General features: G+C 43.6%; 16 protein-coding genes and 1 pseudogene. 6 read left to right on the plus strand and 11 right to left on the minus strand.

All coding sequences use genetic code 11. From position 1 onward, the window contains the following. Nucleotide 1: 1 nt before the first annotated feature. The 8 genes and pseudogenes from QZV86_RS01525 to QZV86_RS01560 form a co-directional block, all read right to left on the minus strand. On the minus strand, nucleotides 2–1,261 hold the full coding sequence (locus QZV86_RS01525) for a peptidoglycan-binding domain-containing protein (RefSeq protein ID WP_295623518.1): 1,260 nt from the start codon (nucleotides 1,259–1,261) through the stop codon (nucleotides 2–4). A gap of 213 nt (nucleotides 1,262–1,474) precedes the next feature. Beyond that, nucleotides 1,475–2,782, minus strand: coding sequence for a M18 family aminopeptidase (locus tag QZV86_RS01530; protein ID WP_295623519.1), 1,308 nt, complete (start codon nucleotides 2,780–2,782; stop codon nucleotides 1,475–1,477). Nucleotides 2,783–2,912: 130 nt separating this feature from the next. Continuing rightward, on the minus strand, nucleotides 2,913–4,193 hold the full coding sequence (locus tag QZV86_RS01535; RefSeq protein WP_295623520.1) for a cytochrome c: 1,281 nt from the start codon (nucleotides 4,191–4,193) through the stop codon (nucleotides 2,913–2,915). After that, the gene (locus tag QZV86_RS01540) at nucleotides 4,190–4,909 is read right to left on the minus strand and encodes a c-type cytochrome (RefSeq protein ID WP_295623561.1); all 720 of its coding nucleotides are present in this window, start codon (nucleotides 4,907–4,909) and stop codon (nucleotides 4,190–4,192) included. Before QZV86_RS01540 ends, QZV86_RS01535 begins: the two co-directional genes overlap by 4 nt. 124 nt (nucleotides 4,910–5,033) lie before the next feature. Then, nucleotides 5,034–5,291 (minus strand): annotated as a pseudogene (locus QZV86_RS01545) (IS3 family transposase); the annotation flags it as partial. A 184-nt stretch (nucleotides 5,292–5,475) separates the two neighbouring features. Beyond that, the gene (locus QZV86_RS01550; protein WP_295623521.1) at nucleotides 5,476–6,114 is read right to left on the minus strand and encodes a DUF2325 domain-containing protein; all 639 of its coding nucleotides are present in this window, start codon (nucleotides 6,112–6,114) and stop codon (nucleotides 5,476–5,478) included. A gap of 119 nt (nucleotides 6,115–6,233) precedes the next feature. Next, nucleotides 6,234–6,698: a bacterioferritin gene (bfr, locus tag QZV86_RS01555; protein WP_295623522.1), complete on the minus strand. Its 465-nt coding sequence runs from the start codon at nucleotides 6,696–6,698 to the stop codon at nucleotides 6,234–6,236. 246 nt (nucleotides 6,699–6,944) lie between these two features. Next, nucleotides 6,945–7,130, minus strand: coding sequence for a hemin uptake protein HemP (locus QZV86_RS01560; RefSeq protein ID WP_366925675.1), 186 nt, complete (start codon nucleotides 7,128–7,130; stop codon nucleotides 6,945–6,947). Nucleotides 7,131–7,341: 211 nt separating this feature from the next. Here QZV86_RS01560 and QZV86_RS01565 point away from each other — a divergent pair, with 211 nt between their 5' ends. Next, nucleotides 7,342–8,421 (plus strand): molecular chaperone DnaJ, encoded by a 1,080-nt coding sequence (locus tag QZV86_RS01565; protein WP_295623524.1) that lies wholly within the window; start codon nucleotides 7,342–7,344, stop codon nucleotides 8,419–8,421. A gap of 187 nt (nucleotides 8,422–8,608) precedes the next feature. Here QZV86_RS01565 and QZV86_RS01570 read toward each other — a convergent pair whose 3' ends face one another. Further along, the gene (locus tag QZV86_RS01570) at nucleotides 8,609–9,469 is read right to left on the minus strand and encodes an MBL fold metallo-hydrolase (protein WP_295623525.1); all 861 of its coding nucleotides are present in this window, start codon (nucleotides 9,467–9,469) and stop codon (nucleotides 8,609–8,611) included. A gap of 125 nt (nucleotides 9,470–9,594) precedes the next feature. On the opposite strand from QZV86_RS01570, the gene QZV86_RS01575 reads away from it, so the two are divergent. From QZV86_RS01575 to QZV86_RS01595, 5 genes are all read left to right on the plus strand, one after another. Continuing rightward, on the plus strand, nucleotides 9,595–10,023 hold the full coding sequence (locus QZV86_RS01575; protein ID WP_295623526.1) for a YeeE/YedE family protein: 429 nt from the start codon (nucleotides 9,595–9,597) through the stop codon (nucleotides 10,021–10,023). 32 nt (nucleotides 10,024–10,055) lie between these two features. After that, nucleotides 10,056–10,472, plus strand: a complete 417-nt coding sequence (locus QZV86_RS01580) for a DUF6691 family protein (protein WP_295623562.1) — start codon at nucleotides 10,056–10,058, stop codon at nucleotides 10,470–10,472. Between the two features lie 99 nt (nucleotides 10,473–10,571). Beyond that, a complete protein-coding gene (locus tag QZV86_RS01585; RefSeq protein WP_295623527.1) occupies nucleotides 10,572–10,898 on the plus strand; it encodes a metalloregulator ArsR/SmtB family transcription factor in 327 nt (108 codons plus the stop codon). A gap of 109 nt (nucleotides 10,899–11,007) precedes the next feature. Continuing rightward, nucleotides 11,008–12,618, plus strand: a complete 1,611-nt coding sequence (locus QZV86_RS01590) for a bifunctional protein tyrosine phosphatase family protein/NAD(P)/FAD-dependent oxidoreductase (protein ID WP_295623528.1) — start codon at nucleotides 11,008–11,010, stop codon at nucleotides 12,616–12,618. Between the two features lie 6 nt (nucleotides 12,619–12,624). Then, on the plus strand, nucleotides 12,625–13,455 hold the full coding sequence (locus tag QZV86_RS01595) for a sulfite exporter TauE/SafE family protein (RefSeq protein ID WP_295623529.1): 831 nt from the start codon (nucleotides 12,625–12,627) through the stop codon (nucleotides 13,453–13,455). Between the two features lie 188 nt (nucleotides 13,456–13,643). Here QZV86_RS01595 and QZV86_RS01600 read toward each other — a convergent pair whose 3' ends face one another. Continuing rightward, nucleotides 13,644–14,522: a restriction endonuclease gene (locus tag QZV86_RS01600; protein ID WP_295623530.1), complete on the minus strand. Its 879-nt coding sequence runs from the start codon at nucleotides 14,520–14,522 to the stop codon at nucleotides 13,644–13,646. Nucleotides 14,523–14,528: 6 nt separating this feature from the next. Continuing rightward, the gene (locus QZV86_RS01605; protein ID WP_295623531.1) at nucleotides 14,529–14,888 is read right to left on the minus strand and encodes a hypothetical protein; all 360 of its coding nucleotides are present in this window, start codon (nucleotides 14,886–14,888) and stop codon (nucleotides 14,529–14,531) included. Nucleotides 14,889–14,966 lie beyond the last annotated feature (78 nt).

Raw genomic sequence — 14,966 nt, forward strand, 5'->3', positions numbered from 1 at the left:
TTTATTTTCCTCCTGATTCAGCGTATAGCAGAGCCAATACAGTCGGCTCATCAAATTGGCCGGTTACGGTTCTTCCAGTGATGCGCTGCCATTCGCGGAGTGAATTTCTCAGCTCCTCGCTAAATTTTCCATTTATTTTTGCAGCGGGGACTCCCAAGGCTCTTTGCAAACCTTCAATATCGTCACCATTTAACCGACTCGCTTCAAAATCGTTCAGTTGAATATCATGCACCACCGTGCCACTCTCTGGGGTTGTAACCACTTGCACTACAGGTGTCGCAGATGCTGTAGTAGATTCATCAGGTTTTTTACCGGCTCCGCGAATTGTAAATAGTTTAGATATAGCATCAAACCAGAATGGCGCACCCAATGTGGCTGCCAAAGCAGTGAGAAGCCAGCCAAGAAAGCTTAAGCTTCGGTTTTGTTGAGCTGGGTAATCAAAAGAGTCAAAAAAAGAATTGGACTGATCTGAAAAAGCCCATCCAATAGGTAACGTCAAATTATTGAAGGCTTCAAATTGACTTTTAAGGTCGGCAAATTGTGCTTTGATGTTGACGTCTACACTTTTATCAACTTCCGAAACAGCGTCTACATTGGTGTTTGATTTCTGATTCTGTTCTTCAATAGCTTGCATTTTAGCTTCCGCCATCTGCACCAGCTTTTCCACTTGTGCTGGATCTTTTTGCAGTTGTTGCATGATATGAATGCTATCGACGTTAAATAACACAGCCAGCATTAATCCAATCGCAAACAGCACAACTTGCGTACGGCGTTTGTACCATCCGCCCACTCTGTCCATTACTTCATTGAAGTGAGTTTCGATTTTGGCCTTAAATTTTTCCAGATCTCCATTGACTTCATCGAGCATAGGACCGAATAATTGACCCAAGCGGGTACTCCGATCGTCTAGTTTCTGCCGCAATGCAGCCAATGAACCGTCATTCGACAGTGTTTGAATGAGTGCAGCCGAAAAAGTGGCCGACGATATATACGAAGGTCTCTCACTCCCTGCCGGTGACAGCGAGTCAATCAGCGGATGTTTGTATAGATCTTCGGTAAGATTTGCGCCTTTTATGAAAAATGGTTTAAGAATACCCGGTTTACAGGTTTTCTTGGGCAACTCCCCCAGCATCATTGCAATGCCTTCAAATAACATCTTGCCTCGCATTCCAATCCATTGGATTATCAGTTCATTGACACCGCTGACTAATCCTGAGAAAAGTGCGTATATCAGAAAAACTGCAATCATAATATCGAGCATATCGAACCTCTTTTTCTCCGTGCTTTGTTAAGCTTAGAAAGAATCAAATCGTGCGTTTATTCAGTATTGATAACCAGCCTATCAATCTCATTTCGACATTGATTATTATTTTTTTCAGAATGAAAAGCAGTGATTTTTCTCACAATAATTAATACTTATATGAATTGCTTACAATTTTACGCATCACTCAGTACCGGAAATTTTACCGCACCATCAATTACTAAAAAATTGCTTCAGTACCTTAATCATATATTCATGATCCTGTACCCCTGCGCTTTCGCGGACACTGTGCATAGCCCACATCGGGCAGCCAATATCGACGCTACGAATACCTAGCTGCGCTGAAGCAATCGGACCGATCGTACTGCCGCAAGGCAAGTCGCTACGATGTGAGTAGCGTTGATAGGGGACATCCGCTTCTTTACACCAGCGAATAAAATGTGCGGTGGAAATGCTTTCAGTGCTATAGCGTCGATTCGCATTGGATTTAATCGCTGGGCCTTGGTTGACAATCACACTATGGTCAGCTTCATAGGCTGAAGCAAAATTGGGATGATAAGCATGCGCCATATCCGCGCTGATCAAAAAGCTATTCGCGGACGCGCATGACATAGCTTCCCGGTCCGATGAAGTTGCAATACTGATCCGTTGTAACACATCGGTTAAAAAATTACCGGCAGCTCCGATATGGCTTTTGCTACCAATTTCTTCATGATCGAAGAAGGCGCAGACCAGCGTACTTTCAGCAGTGTTTATGACAGCATCGTTCAGTAAGGCTTGCAATCCAGCATGGCAAGATGCCAGGTTATCAATCTGACTGTTGGCATAAAATTCCTGGTTTGCGCCCCAGAATGTCCCTTTATGCGTATCGTAAACAGCCAGATCCCAGGATAATAGCTGTGCAGCCTCTATTCCTGCCGCCTGCGCCAATAATGCGACAAAATAAGGCTGCGGTGGTAGTTGATCTGCGGTCAGTTGTGTGAACAATAGAAATAATTCATTTTGCTTATGTAGTTTCAATCCATCCTCATTGACGCCTCGATTCAAATGAATCGCAAGATTCGGCAAGCGTACTAAAGATTGATAGAAACGCACTAATTTTTGAGAAAGATTTCCTTTGTCATCAACATAGCTAACTCGCCCGGCCAAACTTAGATCGCGGTCGGTAAAGGTTGCCAGGATCGGTCCACCGTAAATTTCAACACCAATCCTGGCAATGCCATTACTCGCGGTCGCGGCATTCGGTCTGATGCGGAATCCCGGTGAATCCGTATGCGCCCCCACAATCTTGAAACCCGATTCAGCAGGTGCTTTACGCCCCAGCACAAACAGTACGATCGAAGAGTCATCGCGCACCACGTAATATCGACCGCCTGTTTGTAACTGCCATTTGACCATCTCATCCAGCTTAACAAACTGAAAAGCCTGGATTGCAGCTTCAATCGAAGCAACGGCATGCCAAGGACTCGGGCTTTCATCGATAAAGCTCAACAAATGCTGCACATATTGTTTTGCGCTCATTATTTATCTCATTTTCTGATAGTTATATTGATATCTTGTGTTATTGCTTACTAGAGGTACTTGCAAACAAATACTAAAAATAGTAATGGATCATAGGCATACTATGCTGTGAACACTATCTCAGGTCTTGTTAATCATTCCCGCCTTTACTACGATCAACATCCAACGCTCTTACTAAACTGGCACGATTTCCCCAAGCATTTCGGATATAAGACACCACCAGCGCCACTTCTTCATTACGTAAAATCTGTTGGAACGGTGGCATTCCATAAGGCCGGGGATTATCCGCCGTTGTGGGCGGATAGCCGCCATTCAGCACGCTACGAATAGTATTCAATGGCGAATCCATAATTACACCCCGATTACCGGCCAACGCAGGATAAATGCCTGGGGCACCTTTTCCGTCTGCACCATGACATGCTTGACAATATTCTTGATAAAGCTGCCCACCCAGATCCAAATGTTTCCGCAAGCTGCCCGACATCACCGAGAACTGGACACCAGGCAACTTGCCTGTCTCATTTTCTGTCAGTGATTTTAGATAGGTCGCCATAGCGAGAGCATCTTCTTGCGACAAGTATTGCAGACTTTGCCTGACAACGGTTGCCATGGGACCCGAAGCCATAGCACGTTTTGTTACGCCTGTTGTTAACAAAGCAACGATTTCATCGATCTCCCAATCGCCACTGCCTGCTTCCAAATGCGAGGACAGAGAAGGCGCATACCAATTCATGCCCATTATTTGTCCACCCATCAAGGCTTCATCTTGACTCGCTCCCAATATATTACGAGTGGTATGACAGGCATTACAGTGACCTAATCCTTGTACCAGATAAGCGCCGCGATTCCATGTTTGGTTTTTGGATTGATCCGGCTCATAAATGCCTTCTTTAAAATACAATGCGCGCCAGACTGCGAGCAGCGATTGGGAATTATAGGGAAAGAAAATATCGTGCGGCGGATTGGATTGCGGAACAGGCGCTAACGATTGCAGATAAGCAAATATCGCATCGGTGTCCTGGCGTGTTACTTTGGTATATTCGGTATAAGGAAAAGCTGGATATAGAAGTCGCCCATCACGCGACTTGCCCTGATGCAGTGCTTGCCAGAAATCCTGTTGCGTCCAGCGGCCAATCCCGGTTTCTTTGTCGGGGGTAAGATTGGGGGTAATGAATACACCAAATGATGTAGACAATCGGCGTCCACCCGTAAATGGCACGCCACCTTTAGCCGTATGGCATCCCATGCAATTTCCGATGCGGGTTAGGTAGGCGCCATAACTCACTTCGTCAGAATATTCTGGTTCGCTTGCCGTAATCTCCGCAGCCATTGCTTGCAATATCACGCACATCCACAGCAAAGTAATATTTTTCCACCAACTTACGCGGGGTATTATGGCCAAACGCTTCACTCTGCACCTCCGTTTTCCAGAATAGTTCGGCTGCAGCGATCTATCAACTCAGATGAAAGCACATCAAATGAACTTGGTTTCCCAGAAGCCGATTGATTCGCCAACCATTTTGCAACTGCATTGACTTCGTCCTCGGTCAACTGTTTAGCAATTGCAGACATGCAGTCAGGCTTCCCACCCCGCATGATACCTCCATTGCGCCACCCGCCCAGCTGTGCCGTGATATAAGCGCGAGGCAATCCAATCAAGCCTGGAATAGCAGGCTCTACACCCATCAAAACATCTCCATGACAGGCACTGCATGCCGGGATATCCCGCTCTGGATATCCTGAATAAATCAGGTGCTCTGCCAGTTTGATTTCCTCGGGTTGCATCTGAATTCGCTCAGGGTCAGGGTAAGGTAATTGCAAAGATGAAAAGTACTGTGCTATCTCCAACAGGTATTCGTCCGACATATTTTCCAACAGAATGGCCATTGGCGGATAATAGCGTCGGCCGTCCCTAAAATTGCGCATTTGATTAAAAAGATACCCCTGCGGTTTACCTGCTATGCGAGGGTAATAAGCATCACGCCCTACTTTGTCTTCAGCGCTATGACAGATAGTGCAAGCTTTAACTCGCTCAGCCATGGTATCCGGCACTTCTGCGGGTGTACTGCCATTCACATTCGCCACACCGGTGATACAAAAAAATAACAATAAAATAAAACGCATTATTTAAAGGTTTTCCGCAATTTATAAGACTCTATCAATAGTGGGTACATTACGCACGCTCCGTGCTTAATGTTTATTCATCTTGAAAACGGACATGTGTTGTCAATAATGGAGTGCATGTATGTAGTTAAACAGCGGCCAGATTTGTATAGTATCGCTGCGTAAATTCTGCTGGTGACAGATAGCCCAGTCTTTTTTGCTTACGCTGTCAGTTATAAAAAGTTTCTATATATTCGGTAATTTCCTGAATTGCTTGTTGTCGTGTTTTGAATTTTCGATGATACGCCAGTCCGGGTTTAAGTATTCCCCAGAAGCTTTCCATCGGGGCCTTGTTGTAGCAGTCGCCTTTGCCACTCATGGAAGCGACTATGCCAAATCGCTTTAATATTTATGAAACTTTTTAGACTCCTCGAAAATCAGCATACCTCAGTGTGTCTAGCTTGGATATTGTTGAGTCGTACTCGTACTTTCCTTGTTCGAGCTTGCCTTTAATTGAAATCCACTGTCGATGTTCCTGGTTCTGTGTTTTTATTCAAGTCGTTCATGATAATAAATTACAAATTGATTGGTTAGCGTATGGGTTTTTTTGCCATCATTATGGCTAGCATGCGAATGCCCATTGTAAAGCTATTAATCGCTGAACGATCTAGTAGGACGCATGGTTTTCCGGAAGATCTGCAGTAATATTTGACAGTTTGGAATGCTTCATGATTGATGCAATCGACTGGACAAATAATCATATCAGCTGTCTTTTCCATAAGTAGGAATAAATTATCCAGTGTGTCATTTGAATCACCATGAAATGATATGAATGTGCCGCCGAATTTTTTTACTATCTGATTATATTCTGGATAAAGTTTGATTCTTCCGCCCACACATAGAATGGTTTTTCCAGTTAATGGATTGTCATAGTATCTGTCGGCTGGGTTGCCATAGTTTGTGTCGTCACTAATTTCTATTAAGGAAGATGCTTTAATCAAAGGCGCCCAATCGATAATGCGAGAATCTCTAGTCGCAACTGAATGCTCTTTGATCAGTTTTTGTTTGAGATGTATCAAATTTTGCTTCAGTAGGTGCGCAAGTTTTACAAATCTTTGTAAAACTTTCCTATACGATAGAGAAGTATCTGTATATGCCGAAGTGGGGTAATGATAATGAGAAATAGTGCACGGTGTGGTCATAGCAGCCTGCTTCTTGAGAAATTTCATAATAGAATCTCCTTCAAATTTTCAGCAAGTAAAAAAATGGCTGGCTGACCATAAAAATGGGCTGGCTGGCTAAATGTACTGCTGGAGAAGGAAGAGGAACTCCAGCAGTATCGAGAACGCTATATCTGACTTTGTAGCCAGTTATGGATACCGACCTTTTGCATGATCCCGAGCTGAGTTTCCAGCCAATCAATATGCTCTTCGGTATCTTCAAGAATATGTTCAAAGATTTCTCGTGATGCAAAGTCCTGGGTCGATTCACAGGCCGCTATTGCGGCTAGCAGAGTTACCCGCGATGTTGATTCAAGTTTTAGATCACAAGCGATACATTCTTCAGCAGTCTCACCAATCATTAGTTTTCCTAGATCTTGTAGGTTGGGTAAGCCTTCCAGAAACAAAATTCTTTCAATCAGAAGATCAGCGTGCTTCATTTCTTCGCAGGATTCTTCAAATTCGTGTTTTCCGAGGCTCTCAAATCCCCAATTCTTGTACATGCGAGCATGCAGAAAATATTGGTTAATGGCTGTTAATTCATGTTGTAACTGCTGGTTTAGCCAGCGAATAATATCTACGTTACCTTTCATTTTTAGCTCCTAAGACAAATATTTTTATATGGGCTGAATTCATTTGAAAAGATATTGCTCAGTCACAGTCAAATTGTTTGTTGCTTGACATTATATTATGTGTCAAGAAATTGTTATTAAACAAGAATTCCTATCATAAACCCATGTCATGCACCCGCTTACCTTCATCATGGTTGAGAATGGTTTTTGTATGCGAACCGCTAATAACTACAAGTATTAATATACATGATCTGCGCTCACAATCCACTATTTGTTCAGGATTAACTTGCCGTTTCGTGTGCGTCGTAGTGTGTATTGTTCACCTTTATGCAATATAAATACAACATCGCCATTTTTAAATAAGGAGTTGCTATCTATTGGTGCATTGAAGCTTGTTAGTTCCGGTTGATACGAATTTTTTGTCATCGATTGAGTTGATGGGTGAGCGTTCATAATTAATATAAAGATGATAATGAGAATTGTTCTCATTATATAGATATGCTGATAAAATGCAAACGTAATCTGAAGTCAGAATCAAAGTATTATTGATTATGATATTAGCTATCGAGAAACCGGTCATTGTAGAATTAAACTGAGCCTTATTTGATCAGCTTAATTTGTCATGAGAACTATATAGATAACGTTTATTGGCTCGAGTTGTTTTTTGAAAATTTCACTAACTACCAGCGTCGCTGATAAATCGACTAATAAGGTGCTAAAATTCTCAGTAATCATGATCGAGCGGCGAAATTTCTATCGAATTCTTCACATTCAGCCTGATGCACCGATGGCGGTCGTTAAGGAAAGTTATTGGGTATTGATGCAAAAACTTGTGACGCATCCTGAACTGGCCAGTCCGGACTGGAATGTAAATTTACTTAATCTTGCTTATAGTACGCTAGGGGATCCGCTCAAACGGGATGTATATGATCAAGAGTTATTAGACCGATATCATATTAAAATTCTTAGTCAGGGCGCATTAGGATCCAGTGCCAAACTTGAAGCAGAGCAAAAATATAGTGAACGTACGGATAGTTTGAATCAACGTAATTATTACCGGATCCTTCAAGTTCAACCTGATGCACCAATTACGACGATTAAGGCGAGTTATCAGATATTAAAAAAAGATTCTTTTCAAGATAAAGCATTACTTGATGAAGCTTATCGAATTTTATCTGATCCGGCGGCGCGTATGCAGTATGACGCACTTTTAATGAGCAATTTACTTCGTGCTGCGAAAGAAACAGCAAATAAGAAGACTAATCTACCCAGTCTGATCCCCGAATTAGACGCAGCAGAATACTCTGTCAAACCATATCGGGCGATGATTACGTATTATTGTTTTTTCTGTAAGACGCCTTATGTGCCGCAAACAGGCTTTTACCAAAGTGAAAATTGTTTGGAATGTGCGAGCCCTCTGCTTCTATTGAATCATAAAAATATGGAGTCAACACGCCGCACTATGATGCGCACCCCAGTGAGGGGTGAGTTGGTTTTTTACTTGTTTTGGCCGGGTCGTCCGGTGCAAGGTATTTTTCAAGATTTATCGCCTGCAGGCATGCGCTTTTTGACTGATGTGATACTGGATTTCAACGACGTTATAAAAATCGACGCGCCAAATTTTCAAGCGGTAGCCGAGGTGACGCATAAACGGCACGAGAGTCATGGAGTTTCTGTGGGCACACGCTTTATTACGGTAAAATTCGATCAACAACATGGCAACTTTGTCACATTGCAAGTTTAACAGGGCATTGAAAAACTATGGACATTAGAAACACGCTCAGTATGTTCATCATTAGGTCTAAACTGTTTGCCTCACTTGCCTCCTCCTTACATATCGATTGCTACGAAAACATTCTTAATAACCGGTGGTTTTCGGTTAGGATAAGGAGAATTTTCTTCAAGTAAGATGTAAATCTTAATGTCACGTATCAAGTAAAGTTAATCGGTATTTTAAAATAGGAAACACCATTAGGCTCGACTGGCGGTAATTTCCCACCTCTAATGTTTGTCTGTATTGATGGAAGCAGCAAATTAGGCATTCCTAGCGTTGCATCACGTGCATTGCGCATCTTTACAAATTCGTCTTCAGTAATTCCATCGTGGACATGAATGTTGTGCGCGCGTTGTTCAGCAACCGTACACTCCCACTCTGTCGGGCGATTGGTGGGAGGGTAATCGTGGCACATCAATAGGCGGGTTTCTGGTGGGAATGCCAGTATTTTCTGAATGGATTTAAACAGATGGCGTGCGTCGCCGCCGGGAAAATCTGTGCGAGCAGTGCCAACATCCGGCATAAAAAGTGTATCACCCACAAAGATCACATCGTTGATTTGATATGCGATGTCGGCGGGTGTGTGGCCTGATACTGCAATGGCTTTAGCCGTAATTTTTCCGATCCGAAACGATTCGCCGTCAGCAAATAGATGGTCGAAATGATGGCCGTCGGGTATGAATTCATCGCCAAAGTTAAAAATCTTTTTGAATGTTTTCTGAACTGCGGGAATATTCTTACCAATGCCAATTTTTCCACCTAGCTGATTTCTAAGATAATCGGCTGATGATAAATGATCCGCATGCGCATGTGTTTCTAAAATCCACTGCACCGAAAGGCGTTGATCTTGAATAAATGCAATTATTTTGTCGGCTATATGAGTAAAGGTTTTGCTGGCCTTTGGATCGTAATCTAGTACGGGATCAATAATGGCGCAGTAGCCCCCAGCTTCATCAAAGATAACATAACTGATGGTCTGTGTTACCGTATCAAAGAATGCTTCTATAGTGGGTTTCATGTTGCTCTCCGAGTTGTTTCTGAAGCGGGTTTGCTGTTGAAAACATACAAATAGATATCATTATGTTTATATATATATCATAATAATGGAAACGATGGCATTATTTTCTCAGTATAGGGGTGCATATGAATTATCCGGATTTATTACCATGGCATGCAATAGCGGGAGGGCTCGCTATAGGTTTTGCGGTGACTTTGTTATTGCTGTTTAATGGACGTGTTGCCGGCATATCCGGAATTATAGGCGGCTTATTCCGCTTGCAAAGGGGGGATGTTAGTTGGCGTATCGCATTTATTTTAGGACTAGTTTTATCAGTCACCATTTGGAAGTTTTTTTTCGCTCTGCCGGAGATACAAATTGAAACCAGTCATATGATGTTGATATTAGCTGGCTTATTGGTTGGTTTTGGCACCAGATTGGGATCTGGATGCACGAGCGGTCATGGTGTTTGTGGATTATCGCGAGGCTCTGCCCGCTCCTTTGTTGCAACCGCTCTATTTATAGTGACGGCTATGATGACGGTTTATTGGGTAAGACATGTGCTTATTAATTAGTTTAAGTGGCTGTGCGTAATGGAGGAGATCAAATGATTGGTTTGATGGCGTGGGTGTCTGGAATTGTGTTCGGATTAGGAATTATTTTGTCCGGTATGGTTAATCCAGCAATCGTATTAGCTTTTCTTGATGTAGCCGGTCGCTGGGACCCTTCATTGGCATGGGTGATGGCTAGTGCGGTGGCGGTGGGTTTTGTAGCTTTTGCCATTGCAAAGAAGCGGAAGAAAAGCTACTTAGGAGGATCAATGAAGATACCGGGTGTTACCAAAATTGATGCTCGGTTGATATTAGGTGGGATTGTGTTTGGGATCGGCTGGGGGATCGCTGGAATTTGCCCTGGGCCAGCGCTAGTTCTGGTTGGATCCGGCAGCCTGGAGGCTATCATTTTTCTCACGGCAATGTTATTGGGGATGGGTGTTTTCGAAGCTATTCAGCAGAAACATCAATAAGTTTACTGACAATTTCTAGAAAATAAATTAGGATTAATATCCTTGTGATCATTGTTGAATTTCGAGGCCTCGAATAATTACTCTAAAATATGATAAAACATGAAAACACAATCAGCTTTAAACAGTATGACAGCGTTGCATACATCGGCTGCGGATGCGTGTGCATTGCTGAAAATTCTCGCCAATGAAGATCGATTGCTCATTTTATGCGAACTTAGTCAAGGAACACGGAATGTGGGTGAATTGGAAGCATTATTGGGTATTCATCAACCTACCTTATCGCAGCAATTAACCGTACTGCGAGAAGAAAGCCTGGTTTCGACAGAACGAAGAGGCAAGTACATTTACTATAGCTTAGCAAGCCTGGAGGCTATTCAAGTCATGGAGACGTTATTCAACCTTTACTGCAAGAAGCATTCTGCGTAAGAGGCTAAAGATTGGTTGCAGTGCTTATAGATCTTTTTGGAGAAGGATTCTATATAAATGGAAGTCGTAGCTAGGCTATCAAATTACAGGCTAATAAAGGAGAATAGGCATGCCCATTGATATTATTAAACTGGATCACACGTTTTCGGTAAGCGGTCAAATCAGCGTTGATGACATCAATGAACTAGCGGCGGCTGGTTACAAGTCGATTATTTGTAATCGCCCGGACTATGAAGGCGGCGAGAATCAGCCGCATAGTGAAGAGCTGGAAGCAGTGGCCAAAACGCTAGATATTACCTTCGCTTATTTGCCTGTCAAGATGGGCTCGGTTTCTACCGAGCGTGTTAAAGCTTTTCAGAAATTGATGACTGAGTTGCCTAAACCGGTTCTGGCGTTTTGTAACTCCGGCAGACGCGCGACTGCTTTGCATGAGATGGCCCGGCAAAGCGCCAGTAATGAGGTGAAGGCACAGGACTCAGTCTTCGACGCCTGTAATTGGGAGAATGCTTTTGATGTGGTCGTTATCGGTGGCGGTTCAGCTGGCATCGGAGTCACTGCTAGCCTACTCAAACGGCGACCAACGCTGCGTATTGCAATCATCGAACCCAGCAGTGAACATTATTATCAACCTGCCTGGACGCTGGTCGGGGGGGGTACATACGACATTGCGGAAACAGTGAAACCGATGGCAGATGTAATTCCCAGAAACGCAGAGTGGATCCAGGCGGCCGCAGCTGTATTTGATCCGGAAAGCAACAAAGTGCGTCTGGATGATGGACGAGTGATTGGCTATCGGCAGTTAATTGTTTGTCCTGGTATCCGGACAGCATGGGAAAAGGTTGAGGGATTGGAAGAAACGCTGGGTAAGAATGGCGTTACATCAAATTACCGTCATGATTTGGCGCCTTATACCTGGGAACTGGTGCGGGAACTTAAATCCGGGAAGGCAATTTTTACCCAGCCGCCGATGCCCATCAAATGTGCTGGTGCACCACAAAAAGCCATGTATCTTTCGTGCGATCACTGGCTGCAAACAGACTGCTTGGATAGCATAGACGTTGAGTTTGATACAGCAGGTGCCGTGTTGTTTGGTGTGGCTGATTTTGTGCCGCCTTTGATGGAGTATGTCAAACGTTACCATGCAAAATTGGTATTTAATTCCAACCTGGTCAAAGTGGACGGAACGCAAAAAATCGCCTACTTTGACATTAAGGACGCTGATGGCGCGATAGTACGCGAAGCAAAACCGTTCGATTTATTGCATGTGACGCCGCCGCAAATGGCGCCGGACTTTCTACGCGATAGTCCTTTGGCGGACGCCAGCGGATTTTGCAAGGTGAATGAGAAGACATTGCAACATACCGATTATTCGAATATATTTTCTCTGGGGGACGCTTGTTCTTCGCCCAATGCAAAAACTGCAGCAGCCGCCCGAAAGCAAATTGTTGTCGTGGCCGAGAATCTCTTGGCGGAAAAAGAAGATCGGGAGTTTGCCGCTTTTTACGACGGCTATGGCGCATGTCCGCTGACGGTGGAAAATGGTAAGGTAATCCTGGCTGAATTTGGTTTTGGTGGAAAACTATTACCCACCTTCCCATTTAATCCAACCGCGCCAAGTAAGCTCTACTGGTTTTTCAAGCAGACTGTTTTTCCATGGGTCTATTGGAATGCTATGTTAAAAGGCAAGGAATGGCTTGCTCATCCTCGTAAATTACGCTGAGCTAGCGTGGAAATATTGCTAATCAGCATACTACTTGGCGTCTTTACTGGCGCTGTACTTGCACTGACCGGTGCGGGCGGAACGATCATCGCAGTGCCCTTACTCATCTTCGGGTTGCATTTCACGGTTGCCGAGTCTGCTCCGATCGCCTTGCTCGCAGTATGTCTATCATCAACCATCGGCGCGCTCATTGCGCTGCGGCAGGGGAAAGTGCGTTACCGCGCGGCGGGATTTATAGCAGTTACCGGAATATTAGTGGCGCCCGCCGGGATATGGCTGGCGCAGAGGCTGCCGAATGTACCTTTGACGGTGTTATTTGCATTGGTTTTGTTTTATGTTGCTGTCAATATGTTGCGACACAGCACGCAGCCGATGGCTGAGGAAAGGAATGCAGCAGATCTGCAATCTGACTCTGCTGCAATTCCCTGCCGTTTGGAATACGAACGAGGCCGTTTAATTTGGGGCTGGCCGTGCGTTCGAGCGCTGGGCTATTCAGGCATTGCAACCGGATTTATATCAGGGCTGCTGGGTGTCGGTGGTGGTTTTGTGGTTGTTCCGGCGTTGAAAAGAGCAACCAATCTTCCGATGCAATCCATACTGGCCACATCGCTGGCCGTCATTGCGCTTGTCTCAGGTATCGGCGTTGCGTCGGCAACTGCTCTGGGCGGGATGAATTGGCCTGTTGCACTGCCTTTTGCTGCCGGAGCATTGGCAGGCATGTTGATAGGACGTGGCATTGCCGATCATCTTGCGGGGCCGAAATTACAACAGGGATTTGCTGTCGTTTCGATGGGTATAGCGATATGGATGATTGTTCGGTTATTCTGGATCAGCTAGTTGGTAATAGCTCAAGCTCGAGCTGAAAGCTTCAAGAATTAATCTCTTCCGGGTTTAATTTCCCGCTGCTTGCGGCGGGGTGCCTTATTGATTGAGTTTGGCCCTAAAGCAGAAAGTGAGATAATGCGCGTACTAGGTTGGCTTTGAGCGACAGCGAGAAACCTGTCCCCATCGACGCGTTTGTTAAGCTAGATTTGCTCTGGATCAAAAAAGTCACTATCTATTATTTTTACTTCGTAAGAGTTCTTTATTTGCACGCCCACATTAAATTTGTAAATTAAATCAACAAGCTTTGAGCCATCTAGCAAGATTATTGTATGGTGTGCGTTTCTAGCTTTTATTTCTGCTTTTTCATCAAAAGATGAGGTGGTTACAAAAATACCTTTACGTGTATCGCCACTCATGGCGCCAATGAAGTTGCGTATGTCAGTTTCACGAACTTTATTTTCGCTATAGCGTTTGGCTTGAATATAGATTTTTTCCAACCCAAGCTGATCTTCATTAATGATACCGTCTATCCCACCATCACCAGATTTAGCGGTTTCAATAAAATCGCCATAGCCCATTTTCTTTAACAAGATTAGGATTATTTTTTCAAACGCATACGGATCAACTTCCTTAAGTCTTGAAAGTAGCTCATCTTTCACTTCACGTTCAATTTTTTCAAAACCAGAATCAATCAGATCTTGTGGACTTGCATCTCCCTCAATCTTTGTTTTAGATACTAACTTGCTTTCAGGTTCGTAGAAGGTGATTACGTTAGATTGAATATCATCTAGAGAGATATTTTCTGGTTTGGCAGTTTTTCCTTTCTCGGTAATCTGCACATAACCTCGTTGTGGATAGTGAACTAGCTCGCCTTTTTTTAAATATGATTTTCCCCATGCAATACGATTTGCAATTAGACGATCTCCGCTTTTAGTCTTTTGTTCAAGAAGTTCTTGCGGCAAGTTTGAATAAAACCTTTCTTCTACGATTCTAACTAAATCACGCCCTTTTATGGTTTTTCCGTCTTTAAGTACTTCCAATATTGGAAGGAAAGTTTCATTAAACTTTGGTAATTCCATTGGTTTTTAGTTGTTGTTTGATTCGAATTGAGCCCTCCAGCTGGACTTAGACGATGTCGTCGTCCAGTTGGAGTGACGGGCTATATGCTTAAGAAACATGCAAAAAAACACCCTATTTGCCGATTTAATATTTCCAGATTTTAAATGCTTTATTAATTTTTGTAATTCAGCGACCTGAAACTCCTTATATTCTGGATCTCTTTTCCTGATATCTTCATCCGTGTAGTAATGATGAAGATTACTATACAAATCATCGAACTCTGTCATAGTAAGCTTTTCAATTTTATCCTGTGCTACTCCGCAATCTATTTCATCTGCTAAAAGCAAGTCAAGAATTTTGCACAATTGCTCTGATTCTGAACTCATATGTTTTGCATATAACGCTTGCAGTAACCGGCGCACTGTTGGTGAGCGCAGCGAGCGAAAAATGCGTCCGAGTTAACT

It is taken from the genome of uncultured Nitrosomonas sp. (assembly GCF_902826915.1).
Lineage (GTDB): Bacteria > Pseudomonadota > Gammaproteobacteria > Burkholderiales > Nitrosomonadaceae > Nitrosomonas.

Coding starts and splice junctions, on each gene's coding strand:
- QZV86_RS01525 (WP_295623518.1), bottom strand. CDS start 1,261: ATGCTCGATATTATGATTGCAGTTTTTCTGATATACGCACTTTTCTCA.
- QZV86_RS01530 (WP_295623519.1), bottom strand. CDS start 2,782: ATGAGCGCAAAACAATATGTGCAGCATTTGTTGAGCTTTATCGATGAA.
- QZV86_RS01550 (WP_295623521.1), bottom strand. CDS start 6,114: ATGAAATTTCTCAAGAAGCAGGCTGCTATGACCACACCGTGCACTATT.
- bfr (WP_295623522.1), bottom strand. CDS start 6,698: ATGAAAGGTAACGTAGATATTATTCGCTGGCTAAACCAGCAGTTACAA.
- QZV86_RS01560 (WP_366925675.1), bottom strand. CDS start 7,130: ATGAACGCTCACCCATCAACTCAATCGATGACAAAAAATTCGTATCAA.
- QZV86_RS01570 (WP_295623525.1), bottom strand. CDS start 9,469: ATGAAACCCACTATAGAAGCATTCTTTGATACGGTAACACAGACCATC.
- QZV86_RS01575 (WP_295623526.1), top strand. CDS start 9,595: ATGAATTATCCGGATTTATTACCATGGCATGCAATAGCGGGAGGGCTC.
- QZV86_RS01580 (WP_295623562.1), top strand. CDS start 10,056: ATGATTGGTTTGATGGCGTGGGTGTCTGGAATTGTGTTCGGATTAGGA.
- QZV86_RS01585 (WP_295623527.1), top strand. CDS start 10,572: ATGAAAACACAATCAGCTTTAAACAGTATGACAGCGTTGCATACATCG.
- QZV86_RS01590 (WP_295623528.1), top strand. CDS start 11,008: ATGCCCATTGATATTATTAAACTGGATCACACGTTTTCGGTAAGCGGT.
- QZV86_RS01600 (WP_295623530.1), bottom strand. CDS start 14,522: ATGGAATTACCAAAGTTTAATGAAACTTTCCTTCCAATATTGGAAGTA.
- QZV86_RS01605 (WP_295623531.1), bottom strand. CDS start 14,888: ATGAGTTCAGAATCAGAGCAATTGTGCAAAATTCTTGACTTGCTTTTA.